21 protein-coding genes are annotated in these 21,662 nt (G+C 63.6%); 12 read left to right on the forward strand and 9 right to left on the reverse strand.

The annotated features are described in order from the left end of the window. Window positions 1-53 precede the first annotated feature (53 nt). The 3 genes from rsmB to OC537_RS17615 all read left to right on the forward strand — a co-directional run bounded on the left by rsmB (window position 54) and on the right by OC537_RS17615 (window position 4,339). Complete coding sequence (gene rsmB / locus OC537_RS17605; protein ID WP_163148946.1) at window positions 54-1,346, forward strand: 16S rRNA (cytosine(967)-C(5))-methyltransferase RsmB; 1,293 nt, start codon at window positions 54-56, stop codon at window positions 1,344-1,346. Window positions 1,347-1,426: 80 nt separating this feature from the next. Then, complete coding sequence (gene trkA / locus OC537_RS17610; RefSeq protein WP_025325334.1) at window positions 1,427-2,803, forward strand: Trk system potassium transporter TrkA; 1,377 nt, start codon at window positions 1,427-1,429, stop codon at window positions 2,801-2,803. Between the two features lie 93 nt (window positions 2,804-2,896). Then, window positions 2,897-4,339, forward strand: a complete 1,443-nt coding sequence (locus OC537_RS17615; protein ID WP_106885271.1) for a TrkH family potassium uptake protein — start codon at window positions 2,897-2,899, stop codon at window positions 4,337-4,339. An 81-nt stretch (window positions 4,340-4,420) separates the two neighbouring features. Here the strand turns inward: OC537_RS17615 and rmuC are convergent, their stop codons facing one another. Together rmuC and OC537_RS17625 are read right to left on the reverse strand one after the other, a co-directional pair. After that, entirely contained in the window at window positions 4,421-5,752 is a 1,332-nt protein-coding gene (gene rmuC, locus OC537_RS17620) for a DNA recombination protein RmuC (RefSeq protein ID WP_139745001.1), read from the reverse strand. A gap of 49 nt (window positions 5,753-5,801) precedes the next feature. Further along, window positions 5,802-6,017 carry a hypothetical protein gene (locus OC537_RS17625; protein ID WP_025325331.1) on the reverse strand — a complete coding sequence of 72 codons (216 nt, stop codon included), beginning with the start codon at window positions 6,015-6,017 and terminating at the stop codon, window positions 5,802-5,804. A gap of 137 nt (window positions 6,018-6,154) precedes the next feature. Between OC537_RS17625 and OC537_RS17630 the strand changes: the two genes are divergently transcribed. Continuing rightward, entirely contained in the window at window positions 6,155-6,667 is a 513-nt protein-coding gene (locus tag OC537_RS17630; protein WP_234568433.1) for a ferredoxin-type protein NapF, read from the forward strand. Window positions 6,668-6,759: 92 nt separating this feature from the next. Here OC537_RS17630 and OC537_RS17635 read toward each other — a convergent pair whose 3' ends face one another. The 6 genes from OC537_RS17635 to OC537_RS17660 form a co-directional block, all read right to left on the reverse strand. Further along, window positions 6,760-7,212: an Rrf2 family transcriptional regulator gene (locus tag OC537_RS17635; RefSeq protein ID WP_005326180.1), complete on the reverse strand. Its 453-nt coding sequence runs from the start codon at window positions 7,210-7,212 to the stop codon at window positions 6,760-6,762. 287 nt (window positions 7,213-7,499) lie between these two features. Beyond that, complete coding sequence (locus tag OC537_RS17640) at window positions 7,500-8,339, reverse strand: PfkB family carbohydrate kinase (RefSeq protein ID WP_163156298.1); 840 nt, start codon at window positions 8,337-8,339, stop codon at window positions 7,500-7,502. A 60-nt stretch (window positions 8,340-8,399) separates the two neighbouring features. Further along, on the reverse strand, window positions 8,400-9,371 hold the full coding sequence (locus OC537_RS17645; RefSeq protein ID WP_025325328.1) for a LysR substrate-binding domain-containing protein: 972 nt from the start codon (window positions 9,369-9,371) through the stop codon (window positions 8,400-8,402). Window positions 9,372-9,526: 155 nt separating this feature from the next. Then, window positions 9,527-10,255 (reverse strand): glutamine amidotransferase-related protein, encoded by a 729-nt coding sequence (locus tag OC537_RS17650; RefSeq protein WP_042650122.1) that lies wholly within the window; start codon window positions 10,253-10,255, stop codon window positions 9,527-9,529. 83 nt (window positions 10,256-10,338) lie between these two features. Next, on the reverse strand, window positions 10,339-11,835 hold the full coding sequence (locus OC537_RS17655; RefSeq protein ID WP_139744998.1) for a CoA-acylating methylmalonate-semialdehyde dehydrogenase: 1,497 nt from the start codon (window positions 11,833-11,835) through the stop codon (window positions 10,339-10,341). A gap of 103 nt (window positions 11,836-11,938) precedes the next feature. Beyond that, window positions 11,939-13,270 carry an aspartate aminotransferase family protein gene (locus tag OC537_RS17660; protein ID WP_262113154.1) on the reverse strand — a complete coding sequence of 444 codons (1,332 nt, stop codon included), beginning with the start codon at window positions 13,268-13,270 and terminating at the stop codon, window positions 11,939-11,941. Between the two features lie 172 nt (window positions 13,271-13,442). On the opposite strand from OC537_RS17660, the gene OC537_RS17665 reads away from it, so the two are divergent. The 7 genes from OC537_RS17665 to OC537_RS17695 all read left to right on the forward strand — a co-directional run bounded on the left by OC537_RS17665 (window position 13,443) and on the right by OC537_RS17695 (window position 19,955). Further along, window positions 13,443-13,985, forward strand: coding sequence for a cupin domain-containing protein (locus OC537_RS17665; protein WP_025325324.1), 543 nt, complete (start codon window positions 13,443-13,445; stop codon window positions 13,983-13,985). 198 nt (window positions 13,986-14,183) lie between these two features. Then, window positions 14,184-15,680 carry an aldehyde dehydrogenase gene (locus OC537_RS17670; protein WP_262113156.1) on the forward strand — a complete coding sequence of 499 codons (1,497 nt, stop codon included), beginning with the start codon at window positions 14,184-14,186 and terminating at the stop codon, window positions 15,678-15,680. An 8-nt stretch (window positions 15,681-15,688) separates the two neighbouring features. Next, window positions 15,689-15,979, forward strand: a complete 291-nt coding sequence (locus OC537_RS17675) for a hypothetical protein (RefSeq protein ID WP_262113158.1) — start codon at window positions 15,689-15,691, stop codon at window positions 15,977-15,979. Between the two features lie 125 nt (window positions 15,980-16,104). Beyond that, entirely contained in the window at window positions 16,105-17,001 is an 897-nt protein-coding gene (gene rarD, locus OC537_RS17680; RefSeq protein WP_106885279.1) for an EamA family transporter RarD, read from the forward strand. A 68-nt stretch (window positions 17,002-17,069) separates the two neighbouring features. Further along, window positions 17,070-17,873, forward strand: a complete 804-nt coding sequence (locus tag OC537_RS17685) for an AraC family transcriptional regulator (RefSeq protein WP_111911674.1) — start codon at window positions 17,070-17,072, stop codon at window positions 17,871-17,873. 82 nt (window positions 17,874-17,955) lie between these two features. Next, window positions 17,956-18,597 (forward strand): LysE family translocator, encoded by a 642-nt coding sequence (locus OC537_RS17690; protein ID WP_106885281.1) that lies wholly within the window; start codon window positions 17,956-17,958, stop codon window positions 18,595-18,597. 248 nt (window positions 18,598-18,845) lie between these two features. After that, window positions 18,846-19,955, forward strand: coding sequence for a YeeE/YedE family protein (locus OC537_RS17695; protein ID WP_262113164.1), 1,110 nt, complete (start codon window positions 18,846-18,848; stop codon window positions 19,953-19,955). A 75-nt stretch (window positions 19,956-20,030) separates the two neighbouring features. On the opposite strand, the gene OC537_RS17700 is transcribed toward OC537_RS17695, so the two are convergent. Next, window positions 20,031-20,651, reverse strand: coding sequence for a LysE family translocator (locus OC537_RS17700; RefSeq protein WP_106885282.1), 621 nt, complete (start codon window positions 20,649-20,651; stop codon window positions 20,031-20,033). A 101-nt stretch (window positions 20,652-20,752) separates the two neighbouring features. Here OC537_RS17700 and OC537_RS17705 point away from each other — a divergent pair, with 101 nt between their 5' ends. Further along, on the forward strand, window positions 20,753-21,649 hold the full coding sequence (locus OC537_RS17705) for a LysR family transcriptional regulator (RefSeq protein WP_262113167.1): 897 nt from the start codon (window positions 20,753-20,755) through the stop codon (window positions 21,647-21,649). The last annotated feature ends 13 nt before the right edge of the window (window positions 21,650-21,662 follow it).

Consider the following 21,662-nt stretch of genomic DNA (forward strand, 5'->3'; position numbering starts at 1 on the left):
TGAATTGACACAAGCGGGGCCCAGGCCCCGACTTGCGCATCTAAGGTAACTCTATGAAAACACGTGCACAGGCCGCTCTCGTTATTCAACAGGTGCTGGATCAGGGCCAATCCCTCTCCGCTGTTCTGCCTGCTGCCCAGGAGAAGGTGGCGCCTCGCGATCGCGCCCTCCTGCAAGAACTCTGCTACGGCACCCTGCGCTGGCTGCCCCGCCTCGACGCGGCGGTGAGCGAGATGATGGACAAGCCGCTCAAGAACAAGAGCCGCATCTTCCACTATCTGATCCTGGTCGGTCTCTATCAGCTCATCTACACCCGCATTCCGGCTCATGCCGCCGTGGCCGAGACCGTCAATGCCGTCAAGCTGCTCAAGGGTACCTCACTGCGCGGCCTCATCAACGGCGTGCTGCGCAACTTCCAGCGCAGCGCCGAAGTCATACTGCTGCGCATCGACCGGGTGCCCAGCATCCGCCTCGGCCATCCCGAGTGGATCACCAAGCGCCTGCGTCAGGCCTATCCCGAGGATTGGGAATTCATCATGGAGGCCAACAACCAGCGTCCCCCCATGTGGATCCGCAACAACAGCCAGCGCCAGAGCCGCGAGCAGATGCTGGCCCGCATGGCCGAAGTGGGCATCAATGCGGTGGCCGGTGAAGAGGGTGAGGATTGCATACTGCTGGAGCGCCCCTGCGACGTGACCAAGCTGCCCGGTTTCGAAACCGGTGACTGCTCGGTGCAAGACGGTGCCGCCCAGCAGGCCGCCCGTCTGCTCGATCCCCAGCCCGGTGACTGGGTGCTGGACGCCTGCGCCGCCCCCGGCGGCAAGACCGCCCACTTGCTGGAGTTGCAACCCGCCCTCGCCGGTGTGGTAGCCGTGGATGCGGACGAGCACCGCCTCACCCGGGTGCAGGAGAACCTGGATCGTATCGGCCTCACAGCCCGGGTGATCCACGGGGATGCCAGCACGCCGGACCTGTGGTGGCCAGAGGGTCAGTTCGACCGCATCCTGCTGGATGCCCCCTGCTCCGCCACCGGCGTCATTCGCCGCCATCCGGACATCAAGTGGCTGCGCCGGGATCAGGACATCCGCGAGCTGGCCGAGCTGCAGCGCCGCATTCTGAACGCCCTCTGGGGCAAGCTCAAAAGCGGCGGTACCCTGCTCTATGCCACCTGCTCTGTGCTGCCGGAAGAGAACCGCGACCAGATCCGCGCCTTCCTGGCGGACACCAAGGATGCCCGCCTGGTGCCGCTGCACGAGCAGGACAACCCGGATTGCCCGGGTCGCCAGTTCCTGCCCGGCGAGGCGGAGATGGACGGCTTCTATTATGCCAAGCTGATCAAGCTGTAGGCCCTGCCCCCGGATGTCGAGTCCGGGCGGCAGGCTGGCTTGCCTCGTTTCGAAGCAACAATCTTGAGTAAGATGTCCATATGAAAATCATCATTCTGGGTGCGGGTCAGGTGGGTGGCACCCTGGCGGAAAACCTCGCCGGCGAGAACAACGACATCACCATAGTCGACACCGACAGCGACCGCCTGCGGGAGCTGCAGGACAAGTTCGACCTGCGGGTGGTGAACGGTCACGGCGCCCACCCCAGGGTGCTGCGCGAGGCGGGGGCCCAGGATGCGGACATGCTGGTCGCGGTCACCAACAGTGACGAGACCAACATGATCGCCTGTCAGGTGGCCTACTCCCTGTTCAACACCCCGAACAAGGTGGCACGCATCCGCTCCCCCGCCTATCTGGTGGAGCGGGATCGCCTGTTCCTGCCGGAATCCGTGCCTGTGGATCACCTGATCGCCCCCGAACAGCTGGTGACCGACTATGTGCGTCGCCTCATCGAGTATCCGGGTGCGCTGCAGGTGGTTGATTTTGCAGGCGGCAAGGTGGGTCTGGTGGCGGTCAAGGCCTACTACGGCGGCCCCCTGGTGGGCAATGCGCTCTCCACCCTGCGGGATCACATGCCGAACATCGAGACCCGGGTCGCCGCCATCTTCCGCCAGGGCCGCTCCATCCGCCCGCAAGGCACCACCATCATAGAGGCGGATGACGAGGTGTTCTTCGTCGCCGCCGCCGGCCACATCCGGGCCGTGATGTCGGAGCTGCAACGGCTCGAGAGCCCCTATCGCCGCATCATGATAGTCGGGGGGGGCAACATAGGCGCCGGTCTCGCCCGCCAGCTGGAGAAGCGCTACAGCGTCAAGCTCATCGAGCGCAACCAGAAGCGGGCGGAGCAGCTCTCGGAGAACCTGGAAAACACCATAGTCTTCTGCGGCGACGCGGCGGATCAGGAGCTGCTGGCGGAGGAGCACATCGATCAGATCGACGTCTTCATCGCGGTGACCAACGAGGACGAGGCCAACATAATGTCGGCCCTGCTCGCCAAGAAGATGGGTGCCAAGAAGACAATGGTGCTGATCCAGCGCGGCGCCTACGTGGATCTGGTGCAGGGCGGCTCCATCGACATCGCCATCTCGCCCCAGCAGGCCACCATCTCGGCCCTGCTGACCCACGTGCGCCGTGCCGACATCGCCAACGTCTACAGCCTGCGCCGCGGGGCGGCCGAAGCCATCGAGGCCATTGCTCACGGTGACGAGAACACCTCCAAGGTGGTGGGCAAGACGGTGGGTGAGCTCAAGCTGCCGCCGGGCACCACCATAGGCGCAGTGGTGCGGGGAGACGAGGTGCTGATCGCCCACGATCGCACCCAGATCCAGCAGGATGACCACGTGGTGATGTTCCTGGTGGACAAGAAGTACATCCCGGAAGTGGAACGCCTGTTCCAGCCCAGTCCTTTCTTCCTGTAAGCCCTCCATGCAACAGGCTGCGACATCCAGACCCGGACATTTCCCAGAGGGAAGGTCCGGGTCTTTTTTCAATCAACGACCAGGTTATCTTGCATGATCAAGCTGCGTCCCATCGTCTTCACCCTCGGGCTGGTGCTCTCCAAGCTGGCCCTCTTCATGTGGCTGCCCACCCTGCTGGCGCTGTTCACCGGTTCCGAGGGCTTCGTCGAGTTTCTCAAGTCCGTGCTCATCACCCACGGCGCCGCCCTGCTCTGCCTGCACCATGGGCGCAAGGTGGAGTTTCACCTCGGGGTGCGGGAGATGTTCCTGCTCACCACCTCGGTCTGGGTGGTGGCCTGCATCTTCGGCGCCCTGCCGTTCTTCTTCATCAACCACATCGACTTCACCGACGCCTACTTCGAGACAATGTCGGGGGTCACCACCACGGGATCCACAGTGCTGTCGGGGCTGGACGGCATGGCCCACAGCATCTTGCTGTGGCGCTCCATCTTGCAGTGGCTGGGGGGCGTGGGCTTCATCGTGATGGCGGTGGCCGTGCTGCCCTACCTCAACGTCGGCGGCATGAAACTGTTCCAGACCGAGAGCTCGGATTGGTCAGACAAGAGCGCACCCCGCGCCAAGACGGTGGCCAACAACATAGTGGTGGTCTATCTGGTGCTCTCCATGCTCTGCTTCCTCGCCTACTGGGTGAGCGGCATGACGCTGTTCGAGGCGGTCAACCACGCCATGACGACGCTGAGCACCGGGGGCTATTCCACCTCGGATCAGTCCATGTCCCACTTTTCCAACTCGGCGCACTGGATTGGCACCCTCTTCATGTTCCTCGGCGGCCTGCCCTTCCTGCTCTATGTGCAGGCCCTCTCCCGCCGTGACAACAGCCTGCTCAAGGATGCCCAGGTCCAGGGCTTCTTCTGGCTGGTGGTCTGGGTCACCGTCGTCGTCACCTTCTATCTCTGGGTCCGGGACATCTACGGCTTTATGGATGCCCTGCGCATCAGCAGCTTCAACATAGTCTCGGTGATCACCACCACCGGCTATGGCCTCGGCGACTTCGGCACCTGGGGGCCCCTCACCAGCATCATCTTCATCATCTTGCTGGCGCTCGGCGCCTGCTCCGGCTCTACCGCCGGCGGGCTCAAGATCTTCCGGATACAGGTGGCCTTCGCCCTGTTCAAGAAACAGATGCGCCAGCTGATGCACCCCTCGGGGGTCTTCCCCCAGAAATACAACGGCCGTCCGGTCAACGACGCCATCATCCGCTCCATGATCTCCTTCGTGCTGGCCTATTTCGCCATCATCTTGCTGATCGCCGCCCTGCTCGCCGCCATAGGCCTGGATCCCCTGACCGCCATCTCGGGCTCCATCACGGCGGTGGCCAACGTGGGCCCCGGCATGGGGCCCGTCATAGGCCCCAGCACCAACTTCGCCAGTCTGCCGGATACGGCCAAATGGATACTGTCGTTCGGCATGTTGCTGGGACGGCTCGAGATCCTGACGGTGGCGGTGATCTTCTTCCCCTCGTTCTGGCGCCAATGAGGCCGGAGTGGCGGATCACCATGACAAAAAGGGCAGCCCGCGGGCTGCCCTTTTTGTCTGCGTTCGACCGTCGCCCTTGCTTCAGTCGGCGGAGTCTTCCCGCTCCAGCGCGCGGTTGACCAGGGGCTCAGGCAGGGGCTTGGTGACCTCCACTCCCAGCTCGCGAAAACGCTCGACCTGGGCGATCAGGTTGCCACGGCCGTTTACCAGCCGCCCCATCGCCTTGTCGTAGCTCTCCTGCGCCTTGTGCAGGCTGCCCCCCATCTGCTGCATCTCCTCCACGAAGAGCCGCAGCTTCTCGTAGAGGCGGCCGGCCCGCTCCGCTATCTGGCGCGAGTTCTGGTTCTGCCGCTCGTAGCGCCACAGGTTCTCTATGGTGCGCAGCGCCACCATCAGGTTGGTGGGGCTCACCAGCAGTATGTTGTGATCCAGCCCGTAACGTACCAGGGAGGGATCGGCCTCCAGGGCGGTGAGGAAGGCAGGCTCCACCGCCACAAACATCAGCACATAGTCCAGGGTGCGCACCCCGGGCAATTGCTGGTAATCCTTGCGGCCCAGCTCGCGGATGTGGTTGCGCACCGAGGCAACGTGCTCCTTGAGCGCCACCGCCTTCTCCAGCTCGTCGTCCGCGTTGTACCAGCGCTCGTAGGCGGTCAGCGACACCTTGGCGTCTATGATGATGTCTTTGTCCTGGGGCAGGTGGACGATGACGTCGGGCTGATAGCGCTTGCCCTTGTCCACCTCGATATTGACCTGGGTGTGGTACTCGTGGCCCTCTCGCAGGCCGCACTCGGAGAGGATACGGGCCAGCACCACCTCACCCCAGTTGCCCTGCTGCTTGCTGTCACCCTTGAGGGCCCGGGTCAGGGCCGCAGCCTCTTCGGTCATGCGGGCATTGAGCTCGGCGAGGCGCTCCAGCTCGAACTTGAGGCTGTGGCGCTGGGCCGTCTCCTGAGCGTGGGTCTCCCCCACCTGGCGACGGAAACCCTCGAGCTGCTCCTTGAGCGGTGTCAGCAGCAGATCCAGGCTGTTCTGGTTCAGTTCGCGGAAGTTACCGGAGTTTTGTTCGAAGATACGGTTGGCGAGGTTCTCGAACTGCTGGCTGAGGCGGGCCTCCGCCTGCTGTTGCAGTTGCAGCTTCTCCGCGCTGGCAATGCGCTCGCTGCGCAGGGTGGCTTCGGCATCCTTGAGGCGAGCGGTGAGCTTGAGCAGCAGGGCCTGCTGCTGCTCCAGCTTCTGCTGGCCCAGCATCTTCTCGTCCTGCAGCTCGTCGAACCTGTCCTGCAACGCCTGATGGCGCTCCTCGGTGAGCAGTGTCTCCTCCCGGGCCGTGCGACGCCCCGCCAGCCAGCCGAGGAGCAGGGCCAGCAGACCCGCCAGCAAGGCAGGCAGCCAGGTCGTCATCGGGATCATCGCCGACTCCGCTGACACAGGAAGCGCTGGACATCAACGCGTGCGGCGATCATCGGCGGCTCCGCTGGCGCAGGAAGAGTTCGAGATAACGGTTGAGCAGCAACCAGAACAGCACATAGATGAGGTAGGCGGCCAGCACCACCCACTTGTGACTGTTGACCCCGGTGTCGAGCTCGGTGAACTCGATCTCCTTGATGCGGCAGTAGGCCCACATCAGCAGGGGGAAGATATACAGCAGAGAAGCACGCCACAGAAATAACCACATGAGTTCATCAGATCCCGCAAAAAGACTCGCCTAGCTTACACAAGGGCAACCCGGCTTGCGATCCTGGCCGGCGCTATTCTCTGGCTTGCCGGCGGAAAACTGGATAAAATTAACCCCTAATAGGTATAGGGGTGAGCATGACTCATTTTTTCTGTCGCTGGCTGACGCACGCACTGGGGGGCCCCCGCAAACCGGACGTGGTTTGCCACGAGGCGCGCCCGCCCTGGGCCATCGAAGAGTCGCAATTCCTCGCTCTGTGCCGCCGCTGCGGCGAGTGCTTCAAGGCCTGCCCCAACGGCCTGCTCAAACCCGCCGACCAGCCCGAATATGTCGGCACCCCCATAGCCGGCACCCCTGTGCTGGATCTCGCCTGCGGCCAGTGCAGCTACTGTGGCAGCTGCGCCAGAGCCTGTCCCACCGGGGCGCTGGACCTGCGGCTCGGCCGTCAGGTGCAGACTAGGGTCAGGATAGAGGCGAGCTGTCAGGCCCGTCAGGGCTTCTATTGCCTGCTGTGCGAGGATGCCTGCCCCCAGCAGGCGATCAAGGCCAGCAGCGAGGGGGTGAGCGTCAACATGGCGGCCTGCGACGGTTGCGGCGCCTGCGGCCTCGCCTGTCTGCACGGCGCCATCACCCTGATCCCCCAGCTCTGACGACTCCGGCATCCGACGCACTCACATCCGCCCCCGGCATGCATGCCAGACAGCAAAAAGGGCCCCGAGGGGCCCTTTCACCGTCATGACCCTCAGGCCATGGTCAGGATATTGTCCTGCTCGATGCCAAGCAGGTGGCACAGCCGGGTCGGATCCCGCACCGCATCCGCCAGGGTGTACTCCCCCAGCACCTCGAGGAAGGCGTTCATGGCGCGGCGCAGTATCCCCTGGATGCGGCAGCCGCCGGAGAGGCGGCAGTTCTCACGCTTGCAATCCACCGGGCAGAGCACGTGCTCCATGTCCATCACCACATCGCGCAGGTTGATGGAGACGGCGGAGCGGCCGAGACGGATGCCACCATGCTTGCCACGTACCGTTTCGATGTACCCCTTGATGCCGAGCTGATGCACTATCTTGACCACGTGGTTGCGGGAGATGGCGAAGGTGTCGGCCACTTCCGTGATGGTCGACAGGCGATCACCGGGCTGGATAGCCAGAAAGGTCAGGGTACGCAGGGCGTAGTCGGTAAATCGTGTCAGTTGCATGGTCGCACTTGCCTCTTACTACAAGCCAGAAATCAGGACGACAGCCAGTGGCCAGAGAGGTGAGACTGCACGTGCGCCCGCACAGGTGTCGCTTCTTCAGCCGGGTCGTGGAGTGACAAGGTTAAGAGCAGCTCTGGCGGGTGTCGACGAAGATGTACATAAATCGACACTTTCTTTGATTGATCGCAAACTTGCCGGCTCGGGGCGGGGTTTTGGCCATTTCCGGCGGCTAAATTCCATCGGCAGGCAGGGGGCCACAGTCCGGCTAGCGGGCCGGTTAGAGTCTGTCAGTGGGGATGTTTCAGCCAGGTTTTCAGGGCCTGGGAAGGGATGGAACTCTCGGAGGCGACCGCGAAGGCGCCCCAGTCCACCGCGCACTGCAGGGCATCCCCCATCGCCATGCCGCGGGCCAGACCGTGGATAAGGCCCCCGGCGAAGGCATCCCCAGCCCCCGTGGTGTCGACCACGGACACCGGCCGCGCCGCCACCCGCACCTGCTCCTCGCCGTGGATGGCAACGGCCCCCGCCTTGCCCTCGGTCAGCACCAGCCATTCGAGCTGCTCCCCAGCGAGCTCCCGGGCATGCCGCCAGGGATCGCCCACCTCGGCGAGATCCGCGCGGGAGGCCACCAGCACGTGGCAGGGACGACGGGCCTGGCCGCCCTTGGGGTACTGGGCCACCACGAAGCTCTTGCCGAGCATCTGGCGCATGTAACCGATGATGGCGGTGCCTGGGTAGTTCACATAGAGGCAATCCACCCCCTCCAGCGGCAAGTCACCTGGCAGATCCGGGCGGCGCGGACGCCTTAGAATGGTGCGCTCCCCGGTGGAGTCCACCAGCACCAGCAGCTCCCCCGTCTCGCCGCCAAAGCGCTCCACATGGGAGCAGTCCAGCCCATGACCCGTCGCCTGCTCCAGCAGCCAGTCGCCGGTCTCGTCCAGCCCGATGCGGGAGGCAATGATGACCTCGTGCCCCGCCCACACCAGCCCTATGCCGGTGTTGGCGGCGCCGCCGCCGAGCCTGCGCCCCTGATCCACGTATTGCATCCGTGCCCCCGCGACCAGGGGTTCGGCCAGGGAGAGCACATGATCACAGTTGAGATTGGCAAGCAGCAGGATGCGGGACATGGGGACCTCGGCAGGGCGGGTCCGGCATCCAGCGACGCCGGACCGATGACGGAAGACGACTCAGTAGACGGGCAGCTCCACCCCGACCAGCAGTTCGTCGATGCGCGCCTGGGTCGGCTGCTGCATCACGTTCTGGATCATCTCCTTGGTGAGATGGGGGGAGAAGGAGCTGATGAAGTCATACATGTAGTTCTGCAGCAGTATGCTCTTGCTGAAGCAGAGCTGGGCCGGGCAGGGCTCGAACAGGTGCTCCAGGTTGATGGCCACCAGGCTGGGGGCATCGTGGTCGTTGGCCACCAGGGATGAGATGATGCCGATGCCAAAGCCCAGCTCCACGTAGCGCTTGATGACGCCCGCATCCATCACAGTCATGTAGTAGTTGGGGCTGAGGCCGGCCGCCTGGAACACCCTGTCCTGCACCTGACGCCCGGTGGCGCCACTCTCGTAGCTGAGGATGGGGTACTGGCAGAGCTGCTCCAGGGTCGGTTTCTTCACCTTGGCCAGGGGGTGATCCTGCGGCACCACCAGCGACAGGGTCCAGAGGTAGGCGGGCAGCGCGATCAGCTCCTTGTCGAAGCCTATCTCGTGGGCCACGATGGAAAAATCCGAGTAACCCTTGCTGATCTGCTCCTTGGTGGCCGACATCACGGGGTGCAGGTGGAACGAGATCTTGGGGTACTTCTTGGTGAAATAGGTGACGCTTTTGGGCAGCAGGTAGCGGGCTATGGTGTGGGTGGTGTGGATGTTGAGGGTGCCCACTGTCGGATCCAGGTACTCCCGGGAGATGGCCTTGATCTTGCTCTCTATGTTGAGCATGGCCTCGGCGCACTTGATGATCTCCTCCCCCACAGGGGTGATCCTGTGCAGGTGCTTGCCGCGACGCTCGAAGATGCGCACCCCCAGCTCGCTCTCCAGCAAGCCGATCTGCTTGCTCACTCCAGGCTGGCTGGTATAGAGCGCATCGGAAGCGACGGAGACGTTGAGATTGTGGTCCCGCACCGCGATCAGATACTTCAACTGCTGTAGTTTCAAGGTTGCACCCTCACAGGCTGGCGCGGCTGTCATCAGATGGACAAGGCCGCCACAAATGGCGGCCAGTGTACCATCCGAACTGGGCATATCACCGCTTGATCCTTCATTTTGCTACAAAATCTAGCATCTGCCGGGGGGATATGACAAACGGACGCTCAGCGCACTGCGGGGCCGACCGGCAGCATGCCGAGGAACTGCAGCAACCACTGCATCATGGTGGCCGAGTCCACTTCTCCCTCCAGGGAGGAGAGGCTGCTCTGGTAGTGCTCGTCGGGCAGCCGATCCCGCCGCCGCTCGATCAGCGCCCGGTTGTACTCCACCGAAAACTCCGGATGACCCTGAATGGCGACTATGTGATCCCCCTGCAGGAACATGAAGTTCGGGCAAAAATCGTTGCCCGCCAGCAGGGTCGCCCCCGGCGGCAGCTGCTCCACCTGATCCTGGTGACTGGCCAGGATCCTGATGGTCTCCAGCCCCGGCTGCATCCAGGGTTTCGCCTCCTGCATGGGGTGGACGGAGACGCCGAGCCCCCAGCCCTTGGTGGACTTCACCACCTCTCCCCCCAGTGCCTGGGCGATCACCTGATGGCCGAAGCAAATGCCGGCCAGCTTGACGTTGGCATCGTGGGCCCGCCGGATCCAGTCGCGCAGCGCCAGGATCCAGGGAATGTCGCTGTAGGCATCGTGGCGCGATCCTGTGATGAGCCAGGCATCGCACTCGTTCAAGTCGCTCGGCAGCTCCCCATCGAGCGCCGACCAGACCCTGTATTCCAGCGCCGGGGCCAGCGCCCGGAATCCCTTGATAAACATCTCGGAGTAAACGGGGCCGAAACTCCCAACCAAGTCGGGGTCCAGCCGGTCACAATCGAGAATTCCCAGTCGCATCTGTTACTCCTTCACAGGGATAGCGGGACACGCCGGCGGACTCCTTCCGCCGGGCCATGCCAGGGCTAGCTGCTGCATGTTGATCATTTCATGGTCGGCATGGAGAACTCGGCGCCGGCCCGCAGGCTCTGGGGCCAGCGTGCAGTCACCGTCTTCATCCGGGTATAGAAGCGTACCCCGTCCGGCCCGTGCATGTTGAGCGGCCCGAAGATGGACCGCTTCCAGCCACCGAAGCTGTGAAACGCCATGGGCACGGGAATGGGGACGTTCACCCCTACCATACCGACCTGAACCCGAGTGGTGAAGTCCCTTGCGGTATCCCCGTCGCAGGTAAAGATGGCGGTGCCGTTGCCGTACTCGTGTTCGTTGATGAGGCGCAGGGCCGTCTCATAGTCCGGCGCACGCACTATGGCGAGCACGGGGCCGAAGATCTCCTCCCGGTAGATGCGCATCTCGGGGCCGACCCGGTCGAACAGACTGCCGCCGATGAAGTACCCCTCACCGTGGCTGACACCGCGACCATCCACCACCAGACTGGCGCCCTCTGCTACCCCCTGATCCACGTAGCCGCGCACCTTGGCCAGATGCTCACGGCTGATGAGGGGGCCCATCTCGTTCTCCGGGATCGGACCAAGGCCGGGCCCGACCCGCAGCGCCTCCACCAGCGGCTTGAGCTTGGCCACCAGGGCATCGGCGGTGGCATCGCCCACCACCAGGGCCACCGAGATCGCCATGCAGCGCTCGCCGGCCGCGCCATAGGCCGCCCCCATCAGGGCGGATACCGCCTGATCGAGATCCGCATCCGGCATCACCAGCATGTGGTTCTTGGCGCCCCCCAGGGCCTGCACCCGCTTGCCGTGGGCCGAGGCGGTGGCATAGATGTACTGGGCTATGGGGGTGGAGCCGACGAAGGACACCGCCTGTACCCGCGGGTCTGTCAGCAGCACGTCCACCACCTCCTTGTCGCCGTTGACCACGTTCAGCACCCCGTCCGGCAGGCCAGCCTGCTTGAGCAGCTCGGCCATGCGCAGGGCCAGGGAGGGATCCTTCTCGGACGGCTTGAGGATGAAGCTGTTGCCGCAGGCCAGCGCCACCGGGAACATCCAGAGCGGCACCATGGCCGGGAAGTTGAACGGCGTGATGCCGGCGCAGACCCCCACCGGCTGCATCATGGAGTGGCTGTCCACTCCCCGGCCCACGTTGAGAGAGTGCTCCCCCTTGAGCAGATGGGGAATGCCGCAGGCAAACTCCACCACCTCCAGCCCCCGGGTCAGCTCCCCCTGGGCGTCGGAGAAGACCTTGCCGTGCTCGCGGCTGATGAGGCGGGCCAGCTCGTCCCTGTGCTGCTCCATCAGCTCCTTGAAGCGGAACATCACCCGTGCCCGTACCAGCGGCGGGGTCTGGGACCAGTCGGCGAAGGCGCGCTCGGCGCTGGCGATGGCATCGAGGCACTCGGCGGCGGTGGAGAGGGCCACAGTGCCCTGCTGCTGGCCGGTGGCCGGATCGAAGATGGCGCCGAAACGCTCGCTGCGACTCTCGGTGGTTTCGCCGTCGATGAAGTTGTCGATCCTGTAACTCATAAATCCTCCGTGATGGGTCATTCGCGTCATCCTTGTGCGCGGCCGTGGGCATCAGGCACAGGAAGAGGGCGCCCGGCGGGCGCCATGCAACAAAGGGTAAGTATCAGTCCTGGGCCTGCAGGACATCCTGCAGCAGGGTGAAGAGGTCGTCGATCTCGCTGCGCTCGATGATGAGGGGTGGCGACAGGGCTATGATGTCGCCGGTCACCCGGATAAGCGCCCCCTTCTCGAAGCAGCGCACGAACACCTCGTAGGCCCGCTTGCCCGGCGCATCCGGCATGGATTCGAGCTCTATGCCCGCCACCAGGCCGTAGTTGCGCACATCCTTCACGTGCTTGCAGCCCCTGAGGGAATGCGCCGCCTCCTCCCAGTAGCCCGCCAGATCCGCGGCGCGATGGAGCAGGTTCTCGCTGCGGTAGATCTCGAGGGTCGCCAGACCCGCGGCGGCCGCCACAGGGTGTCCCGAGTAGGTGTAGCCGTGGAACAGCTCGATGGCGCCCTTGCCGGCGGCCATCATGTCGTCATAGATGTGGTTCTGCACCAGCACGGCGCCCATGGGGATGGCGCCGTTGGTGAGCCCCTTGGCGCAGGTAATCAGGTCGGGAATGACGTCGAACTCCTGGGCGGCAAAGGCCGAACCCAGGCGGCCGAAGCCGGTGATCACCTCGTCGAAGATCAGCAGGATGCCGTGTTTGGTACAGATCTCTCTCAGCCGCTTGAGGTAGCCCTTGGGGGGCATGATGACGCCGGTACTGCCGGCGATGGGTTCGACGATGACGGCGGCTATGTTGCTGGCATCATGGAGGAAGACTATCTTCTCCAGCTCGTCGGCCAGGGTGAGATCTTCCTCGGGCAACCCCTTGGTGAAAGCATTTTTGGCGATGTTGAGGGTGTGGGGCAGGTGATCCACCCCCCCAAGCAGGGAGCCGAACCACTTGCGGTTGCCGGGAATGCCCCCCACCGAGATGCCACCGAAGCCGACCCCGTGATAACCGCGCTCGCGACCTATGAGCCGGGTGCGGGTGCCCTGACCGCGGGCTCGCTGCCAGGCCAGCGCTATCTTGAGCGCCGTATCGACGGATTCCGAGCCTGAGTTGGTATAGAAGACATGGCCGAAGCCCTTGGGGGCTATCTCCACCAGCTGGTTGGCCAGCTCGAACGGCAGAGGGTGGCCCATCTGGAATGTGGGGGCGAAATCGAGGTGGGAGATCTGCTGGGAGACCGCCTCGGCAATCTCGCGCCGACCATGGCCCGCGTTGCAACACCAGAGCCCGGCGGTGCCATCCAGTATCTTGCGGCCATCCTCTGAGTGATAATACATCCCCTCTGCCGACTTCAGGATGCGCGGCGCCGCCTTGAACTGCTGGTTGGCGGTGAAGGGCATCCAGAAGGCGGACATGTCGGAAGGGGTATTGATGTCGCTAATCGGTTTCATGGTCACCTCATCCTTAAGGCGTTTAGTAACACTTGGCTGATGCCTATTAAATTAAACACCTGAATCCATAAAAAAGGGCCTTTTATCGCCCTGCTTGGTGTCACCCCCTCGGGGTGGTATAAGATATTTAACACAATTTTAATAATAGTAAACAGTCAAGGAGTGTCTATCGATGGATATCGGTCACCGCCTCAAGGCGGTTCGCACCAAGGCGGCCCTCTCCCAGCGCGAGCTGGCCAAGCGCTCCGGTGTGACCAACGGTTTTATCTCCCAGATCGAGAAAAATCAGGTGAGCCCCTCGGTCGCGTCGCTGCGCAAGGTGCTGGAAGGCATCCCCATGTCGCTCGCCAGCTTCTTCACCGATGAGACGGAGATGGATTCCGAGGTGATCTTCCGCGCGGACGACATGCCGGATCTCGGCACCCACCCCATCAGCTATCGCCTGGTGGGCCACAGCCGTGCCAACCGTGCCATCGGCATGATGCAGGAGGTACTGCCTCCGGGCGCCGACACCGGCGACGACATGCTGAGCCATGAGGGGGAAGAGTGCGGCATCGTCATCCAGGGTCAGGTGGAGGTCACCGTCGGCGAGCAGGTACACCTGCTGGCGCCCGGTGATGGCTACTACTTCGACAGCCGCACCCCGCACCGTTTCCGCAACGTGGGGGAGCAGGAGTGCGTGCTTATCTCGGCCAACACGCCAGCCAGCTTCTGATCCCCATGGGTGACCAGGGCAGCTCGCCCCTCCACGAAACGGCCCCGCAGCCTGGGTAAAGTCCGCCGCAGATCGGGGTCTGGACTCGGGCATTGGGCAGCAAGTGTTTAATGAATTGTTACAAGATGGATTTACAAGCGGCAGGATGTTTAGCATATTGATACGCGGAGACTATCTTTGCCGGTTCAAGGAGTGAACATGAGTGACCTGACCCTGGCCCAGTGGCAACACAAGGCCGCCCATCTGACCCTGCCCTCGCAAGCCTTTATCGACGGCAGCTACCGGGATGCCATCAACGGCGCCACCTTCGATTGCATCAACCCGGCCAACGGCCAGTTGCTGACCAAGGTGGCCTCCTGCGACGCCGCCGACGCCGAGCTGGCGGTGCAGGCCGCCCGCGCCGCCTTCGATGACAAGCGCTGGAGCGGGCTCTCCCCGAAACAGCGCAAGCTGATCATGCAGCGCTTCGCCGAACTGATGCGCCTCAACCAGGTGGAGCTGGCCCTGCTGGAGTCCCTGGACATGGGCAAGCCCATCGGCGATGCCATGGGCTATGACGCCCCCGCCGCCGCCAACTGCATCGCCTGGAACGCCGAGGCCATCGACAAGATCTACGATCAGGTCGCCCCGGTGGAAGAGTCCGCTCTGGCCCTGGTGACCCGCGAGGCGCTCGGAGTAGTAGCAGCCATAGTGCCCTGGAACTTTCCCCTGGTGATGGCCTGCTGGAAGCTGGGCCCGGCCCTCGCTACTGGCAACTCCGTCATCCTCAAGCCGTCCGAAAAATCCCCCCTCACCGCCCTGCGCATCGCCGGCATCGCGAAAGAGGCGGGCATCCCGGACGGCGTCTTCAACGTGCTGCCGGGCTTTGGCCACACAGTGGGTGAGGCGCTGGCCATGCACATGGACGTGGACTGCATCACCTTCACCGGCTCCACCAAGATCGGCAAGCATCTGGTGCAGTGCTCCGGCAAATCCAACCTCAAGCGCGCCTTTATGGAGTGCGGCGGCAAGAGTCCCAACATAGTGCTGGCGGACGCACCTGATCTGGACGCCGCCGCCAGAAGTGCCGTGGGCGCCATCTTCTACAACCAGGGCGAGGTGTGCACCGCCGCCTCCCGCCTGCTGGTGCAAAACAGCATCAAGGCGCAGTTCATGGAGCGACTGCTGGCCCATGCCCGCGAGTGGATAGCCGCCAACCCGCTGGATCCCGCCACCCGTATCGGCGCCATGGTGGACGGCATCCAGATGGAGCAGGTACTGAACTACATCGCCATCGGCCAGCAGGAGGGCGCCAGACTGCTGCTGGGGGGCAAGCGCACCCACACAGAGAGCGGCGGCTTCTATATCGAGCCCACTATTTTTGACGAGGTGACGCCGCAAATGCGCATCTTCCGCGAGGAGATCTTCGGCCCTGTGCTGGCGGTGACCGGCTTCGATACCTTGGAAGAAGCCATTGCCCTTGGCAACGACACCGACTATGGCCTGGCGGCGGCGATCTGGACGGCGGATCTCAACAAGGCGGTCAAGGGCTCCCGCGCCCTGCGCGCTGGCACCGTCTTCGTGAACAACTGGGATGGGGGCGACATGACGATGCCGTTCGGCGGCTTCAAGCAGTCCGGCAACGGCCGCGACAAGTCATTGCACGCGCTGGAGAAGTACACAGAGCTGAAAAGCACCTGGATCCAGCTCGAATAAGATCAGAAATGCCGCTCACCGATCGAATTGGGGGAGAAATCCCCCTTTTTCATTTTTACCCTTTCCTCAACGGCCTCAATCGATATAATCATCAAATAGACAAGCCCTTAAATATAAAGATAAAAATGCTGTTTTTTATGGGAAGTGTACTGTTTCTGGTAGTGGGCCTGCCGCTGCTCTTCTTCATGCTGGGTGAGGGTGAGGCCTATGTGACCTGGGGTCCCTGGATCTCCGCCATCGCACTCATGCTGTGGCTGCTCATGGATGTAGAGAAGATCCGCCGCGGTGGCCGGCGCTGAGTCGATTCCATGCTGTAAAAATCTCGCCAAACGGCATTTATTAACTTCTTTCCCCCCAAAAGGATCGCTACACTGATTTTTTGCGATGTTTTCCAACATCCGACTCTCCAGTGAAGGTTATCCGCATGCAGCAACAGATCCAGCGCCAGGGCATCATCTATGCCCTGTGTGCCTATACCCTTTGGGGCCTGGCGCCCATCTACTTCAAGACCATTTCCGCCGTCCCGGCCGCCGAGATCCTGACCCACCGCATGATCTGGTCCTGCGCCCTGCTGATGGTGCTGACCCTGATCGGCCGCCAGTGGCACAAGGTGCAGGTCGTGCTGCGCCAGCCCAAGGTGCTGCTCACCCTGGCCTTCACCTCCATCACTGTCGGTGGCAACTGGCTGCTGTTCATCTGGGCCATCAACAACGGCCACATGCTGGATGCCAGCCTCGGCTACTACATCAACCCCCTGTTCAACGTGCTGCTCGGCATGGTGTTTCTGAGCGAGAAGCTGCGTCGCCTGCAGTGGTGGGCGGTGGGACTGGCGGTGATAGGGGTTGCCGTCCAGCTCATCGCCTTCGGCTCCCTGCCCTGGATAGCCCTGGTGCTGGCCTCGAGCTTCGCCATCTATGGCCTCATTCGCAAGAAGCTGGCCCTGGATGCCCTCACCGGCCTGCTGATCGAGACCATGATCATGCTGCCACCGGCGGCCATCTACCTGTGGGGATTCGCCGACAGCCCCACCAGCCACCTCACGCAAAACGACTGGCACCTGAACCTGCTGCTGATCGCCGCCGGGGTCGTCACCACGGCGCCCCTGCTCTGCTTCACCGCAGCCGCCACCCGGCTCAAGCTCTCCACCCTGGGCTTCTTCCAGTACATAGGCCCCAGCCTGATGTTCATCCTGGCGGTCACCCTCTACGGGGAAGCGCTGGCGCTGGACAAGATGATCACCTTCGGCTGTATCTGGAGCGCCCTGGTGCTGTTCAGCCTGGACGGGTTGCGCAGCGGCAAGCGGCGTCAGGCTGCCGGTTGAGCAGCCGAATGCCCGGCCACTGCAATAATCTACAAGCCAGGGGCCGGCTTTCGGGTTATCAATAGGCCATGAGCGCCTCTCCATCCCGCATCCACTACTGGCAATCCCGGCTACTGCCGGGGGTTGAACTCTCCCACTCCCATCACAGGGAGTTCAGCTATGGCCGCCACGTGCACCTGGACTACCACATAGGTCTGGTGCAGCAGGGCGGCCAGAAGTTCATTCACAAGGGCAGCAGCCACAACCTGGTGCGCGGCGAGCTCTCCACCGTCAACCCGGACGAGATGCACGACGGCCTCAGCCTGCTGCCGGAAGGGTACGAGGTGCGGGTGTTCGCCATAGCCCCCGAGCAGCTGGCCCGCTGGCTGCCAGACAAGCCGGAGCCCTTCTTCGACAAGGGGTTGCAGAGCCGCCCCGATCTCTATCAGGGCTTCGCCCGGCTGCACATGTATCTGGATCAGCCGGAGCCCGACGCCCTGCTGGCGGAGAGCCAGCTCTTGGCCCTGCTCGGCGAACTGCTGCACCTGGCACCGGAGCGCCATGCCCTGGCGGATCCCCAGATCAGGTTCCTGCGCGACTACCTGCTGGGACAGCTGGACGGGCACCACAGCCTGGAGGATCTGGCCGCCCTGTTCGGGCTGGATCGCTTCGCCTTCCTGCGCCAGTTCAAGAAGAAGACCGGCATGACCCCCTACGCCTGGCTCAAGCGGCTGCGTCTCGAGCGCGGCAAGCTCCTGCTCGCCCGCGGCCTGCCGGTGAGCGAGGTGGCGCTGGCGGTCGGTTTCTTCGATCAGAGCCACTTCCACCATGGCTTCCGCCAGGCCTTCGGGCTGACCCCGGCGGACTACCGTCAGCAGATGCTCCCGAGCTGACCGACCCGGCTGCAATCTTTTACAAGCCAGCCCCTGCCTCCATCCCCCATGCTGCTGCCTCATCTTTGTAGCGAGGTATGCCATGTTCACCAGCCTGTTTCTGACCATAGGTCTCATTCACCTGATCGCCCTGGCGAGCCCGGGCCCGGATTTCGCGCTGATCCTGCGCACCAGCCTGCACAGGCCCACGGCGCTCGGGGCCGCGCTTGGCATCGCCATCGCCATCCTGCTCCATGCCACCCTCAGCCTCACCGGCATCAGCCTGCTGATCGCGAGCCAGCCCTGGCTGTTCCTGGCGGTGAAGGTGGTGGGCGCCCTCTATCTGGGCTGGCTCGGCTGGGGAGCCATCAAGGCGGCGCGCCGCAGTTCTGCCACTCAGGCACTGCGGGCAGGCGGGGAGTTGCAGGGCTGGAACCGGGGGCTGAGAGCCGGGATCGCCACCAACCTGCTCAACCCCAAGGCGCTGCTGTTCTTCATGGGATTGCTGGCGGCCATGGTGACGCCCCAGGTGGATGGCCTGACCCGGGGACTGCTGATCCTGGAGCTGTTCCTGCTGTCGCTGGCCTGGTTCGGGCTGCTGGCCTGGAGCCTCTCCACCGCCCGGGCCCAGCACCTGCTAAGCCGGGTGCAGCGGCCCCTGAACCTGGTCACGGGTCTGCTGTTTGGCGCCGTCAGTCTCTCCATCCTGGCCGAGCTGGCCGTCGAGGCGAGCGCCTATATCTGAACCATGCAGGCCACACCCGTCGCCGAGTGGACCCAGCTCAGTCGGGTGAAACGGCCGCTCAATCTGGTCACCGGTCTGCTGTTCGGTATCACCTGCCCAGCCTCTCCATCCTGGTGGCGCTGGCCGGGGAGGCGGGCGCCTGTATCTGAACCATGCAAACCACGCCCGTCGCCGAGCGGGCTGGCATCGGACTCATTGTGGGATTAGGATGCACGCCTTCACCACAATAACGTTACGGATGTATCGGCATGACTCGACAATGGTCGCTCCCCATAGTGGCACTCGCGGGGGTAGCCTTGCTCTGGCTCGGCACCACCTTCGGCATGAAGTGGGCCCTGATGGCACTGATCGGCTTCGGTTTCGGCTTCACCCTCTCCTTCAGCCGCTTCGGCATAGTATTCGGCTGGCGCGAGATGCTGACCAGGCGCAACAGCTACTACGTGCGGGTACACCTGCTCACCATCGCCATCGAGATCCTGCTGTTTACCGCCTTCCTCTCCTTCACTCATGCCCTCTTTGGCGATGCCATGGTGGGCAACGTCATGGCCATAGGCGTCCCCTTCATCGTCGGCGCCTTCCTGTTCGGTATCGGCATGCAACTGGCGGGAGTCTGCGCCACCGGCACCCTCTACTGCTGTGGCGAGGGGCAACCCCGCTTCTGGCTGGTGCTGATCTGCTACGGCATCGGCACCCTCATCAGCAACCAGTTTCGTCCCGAGCTGGAGGCCAGCTTCTCCAGCCAGGTGGTGCTTGCCAAGGATTTGACCGGCAATATCTGGAGCGGCATGCTGCTCAACCTGGCGCTGGTCGCCGTGCTCTTCCTGCTGTTTCGCAAGAGTGAATTGAAGCGCACCGGTGAGGTGAAGCCCATCTTCGGCGGCGGCAACCTGTTCTGGCGCGACGGCCGCTTCACCGTGCTGACCGGCGGCATCCTCATCGCCCTGCTCAACTCCGCCGTGGTGGCCCTGCACGGTTCGGCCTGGACCATCACGGGGGCCGTCTATGACATGGCGCTGCGCGGCGCCTCCCTGTTCGGCCTGTTCGAGGGCAACCCCAAGCTGGCCCAGCCACTCTTCATCAATCCCATGGTCGGCATGTTCTGGCTGGGGATCCTGGGAGCCGCGCTGGCCCGTTGCCTGAGCGGCGGCGGCAATCACACCCCGATCCACATAGGCAACAGTCTGGCGGCCATCATAGGCGGCCTGCTGATGGGGATGGGGGCCATGTACAGCGCCTGCAACCTGGGCGGCTTCTTCGACGGCACGGCGTCGGGCAGCCTGCACGGCTGGGTCTGGATGCTGATGGCCCTGGCGGGCAGCATCATTGGCATACGCCTGCGGCCGCTGTTCAAACTCTGATGCAGTAGCGGGATGGCGCTATCCGGCGCCATCCCGCTCTTCTTCACCGGGCGGGATTCACCGCCCGGCCCTCTCTCAGCCCAGCGCCCTTATCAGCAGCAGGATCGCGAAGCCGGTGAACATCACGGCCGACAGCCGGTTGATGCCCCTGGCGAAGCGCTCGCCATAGCCCTGCAAGCCCACCCAGCGAAACACCAGACAGTAGCCGCCGTGCACCACCAGCACCACGGCGCTGAAGGTCAGCGCCAGCAGCAGGCACTGGCCCAGCGCCCCCTGGCGAAAGTCGATGAACTGGGGAAACAGGCTGGTGAAGAAGATGATCGCCTTGGGGTTGAGCAGGCTGATGAGCGCCCCCTTGACGAAGCTGCGCCAGCAATCCCTATCCGAGCTTTTGCCCATCACAGGGCTCACCGCGCGCTGACGCCAGGAGTTCACCCCCAGATAGAGCAGATAGAGGGCGCCCCCCAGGGTGAGGATCTGCTGGCCCCCGGCCAGCCAGTGGGTAAACCAGATCACCGCCAGCGAGGCCAGAGTCGCTACCATCAATATCCCCACCGCCACCCCGACAAAGCCGGCGATGGCGTGGCGGCTTCCCCGGGTCAGGGTGTTGCCTATGGTGTAGATCACCGCCGGCCCGGGACTGAGTACAGTCCCCAGGGCGAGCAACAGGTAGAGGGCGTAATAATCGAGACTCATCGCAGGGCATTTCCCGGTCGGTTGGATGCCGCCCAGTATATTGACAGCCGCTTCGCCAGCCAGACATAGTGGCGCTCGGCTTTATAAACCAGGAGTTTAGAGTGGACCGTCTGACCGCCATCGAGATCTTCGTCGAGGTCGCCCGCGCGGGCAGCTTCAGTGCCGTGGCGGACCGCTTCGAGATGACACCGGCCATGATCGGCAAGTACATCAAATGGCTGGAGGCCAGGGTCGGCTCCCGTCTGCTCAACCGCAACACCCGCTGCCAGAGCCTGACCGAGGCAGGCAGGGAGTACCTCGGCGGTTGCCAGAGCCTGCTGCAACACTACAGGGCGCTGGAGCAGAATACCCAGGCCCACACCGGCCAGGCGGCGGGCAAGATCCGCATCAATGCCCCCATCACCTTCGGCAGCTATCGGCTGACCCCCTTGCTGTGCCGCTTCATGGCACAGTATCCGCAGATCCGCATCGAGCTGGATCTCTGTGATCGGCTGGTCGACGTGATAGGTGATGGCTTCGACCTCATCTTCCGGGTCGGCACCCCCAAGGATGCCGCCTACATAGCCCGGCCGCTGGCCCACTCGGCCTCGGTGTTTTGCGCCTCCCCGCACTACCTGCAACGGCACGGCACCCCGCAGGAACTCGCGGATCTCACCCGTCACCACTGCCTGGGCTTCACCCCCTGGCTGACCCAGTCGAGCCTGGCCACTAAGTTTCCCCTCGAGCAGTTGCACCTGTGGGACAGCCCCTTCATCAGCAACCAGGGCAGCGCCCTCAAGGTGGCGGCGTTGAATCATGCGGGCATAGTGCTGCAACCGCGGGCCCTGCTGAGCCAGGAGCTGGCCAGCGGCGCCCTGCTGGAAATACTGCCGGATGCCCTGCCCGCCCCGCGCCCGGTCAACATGCTTTATCCGGCGAGAGAGCCCATGCCGCTACGGCTGCGACTGCTGATCGACTACCTCAGCGAGCACCGCCAGGCGCTGGACATGCCGGCGTGACACGGCGCCGTCC

It is taken from the genome of Aeromonas sp. Marseille-Q5825 (assembly GCF_946892685.1).
GTDB lineage: Bacteria > Pseudomonadota > Gammaproteobacteria > Enterobacterales > Aeromonadaceae > Aeromonas > Aeromonas rivipollensis.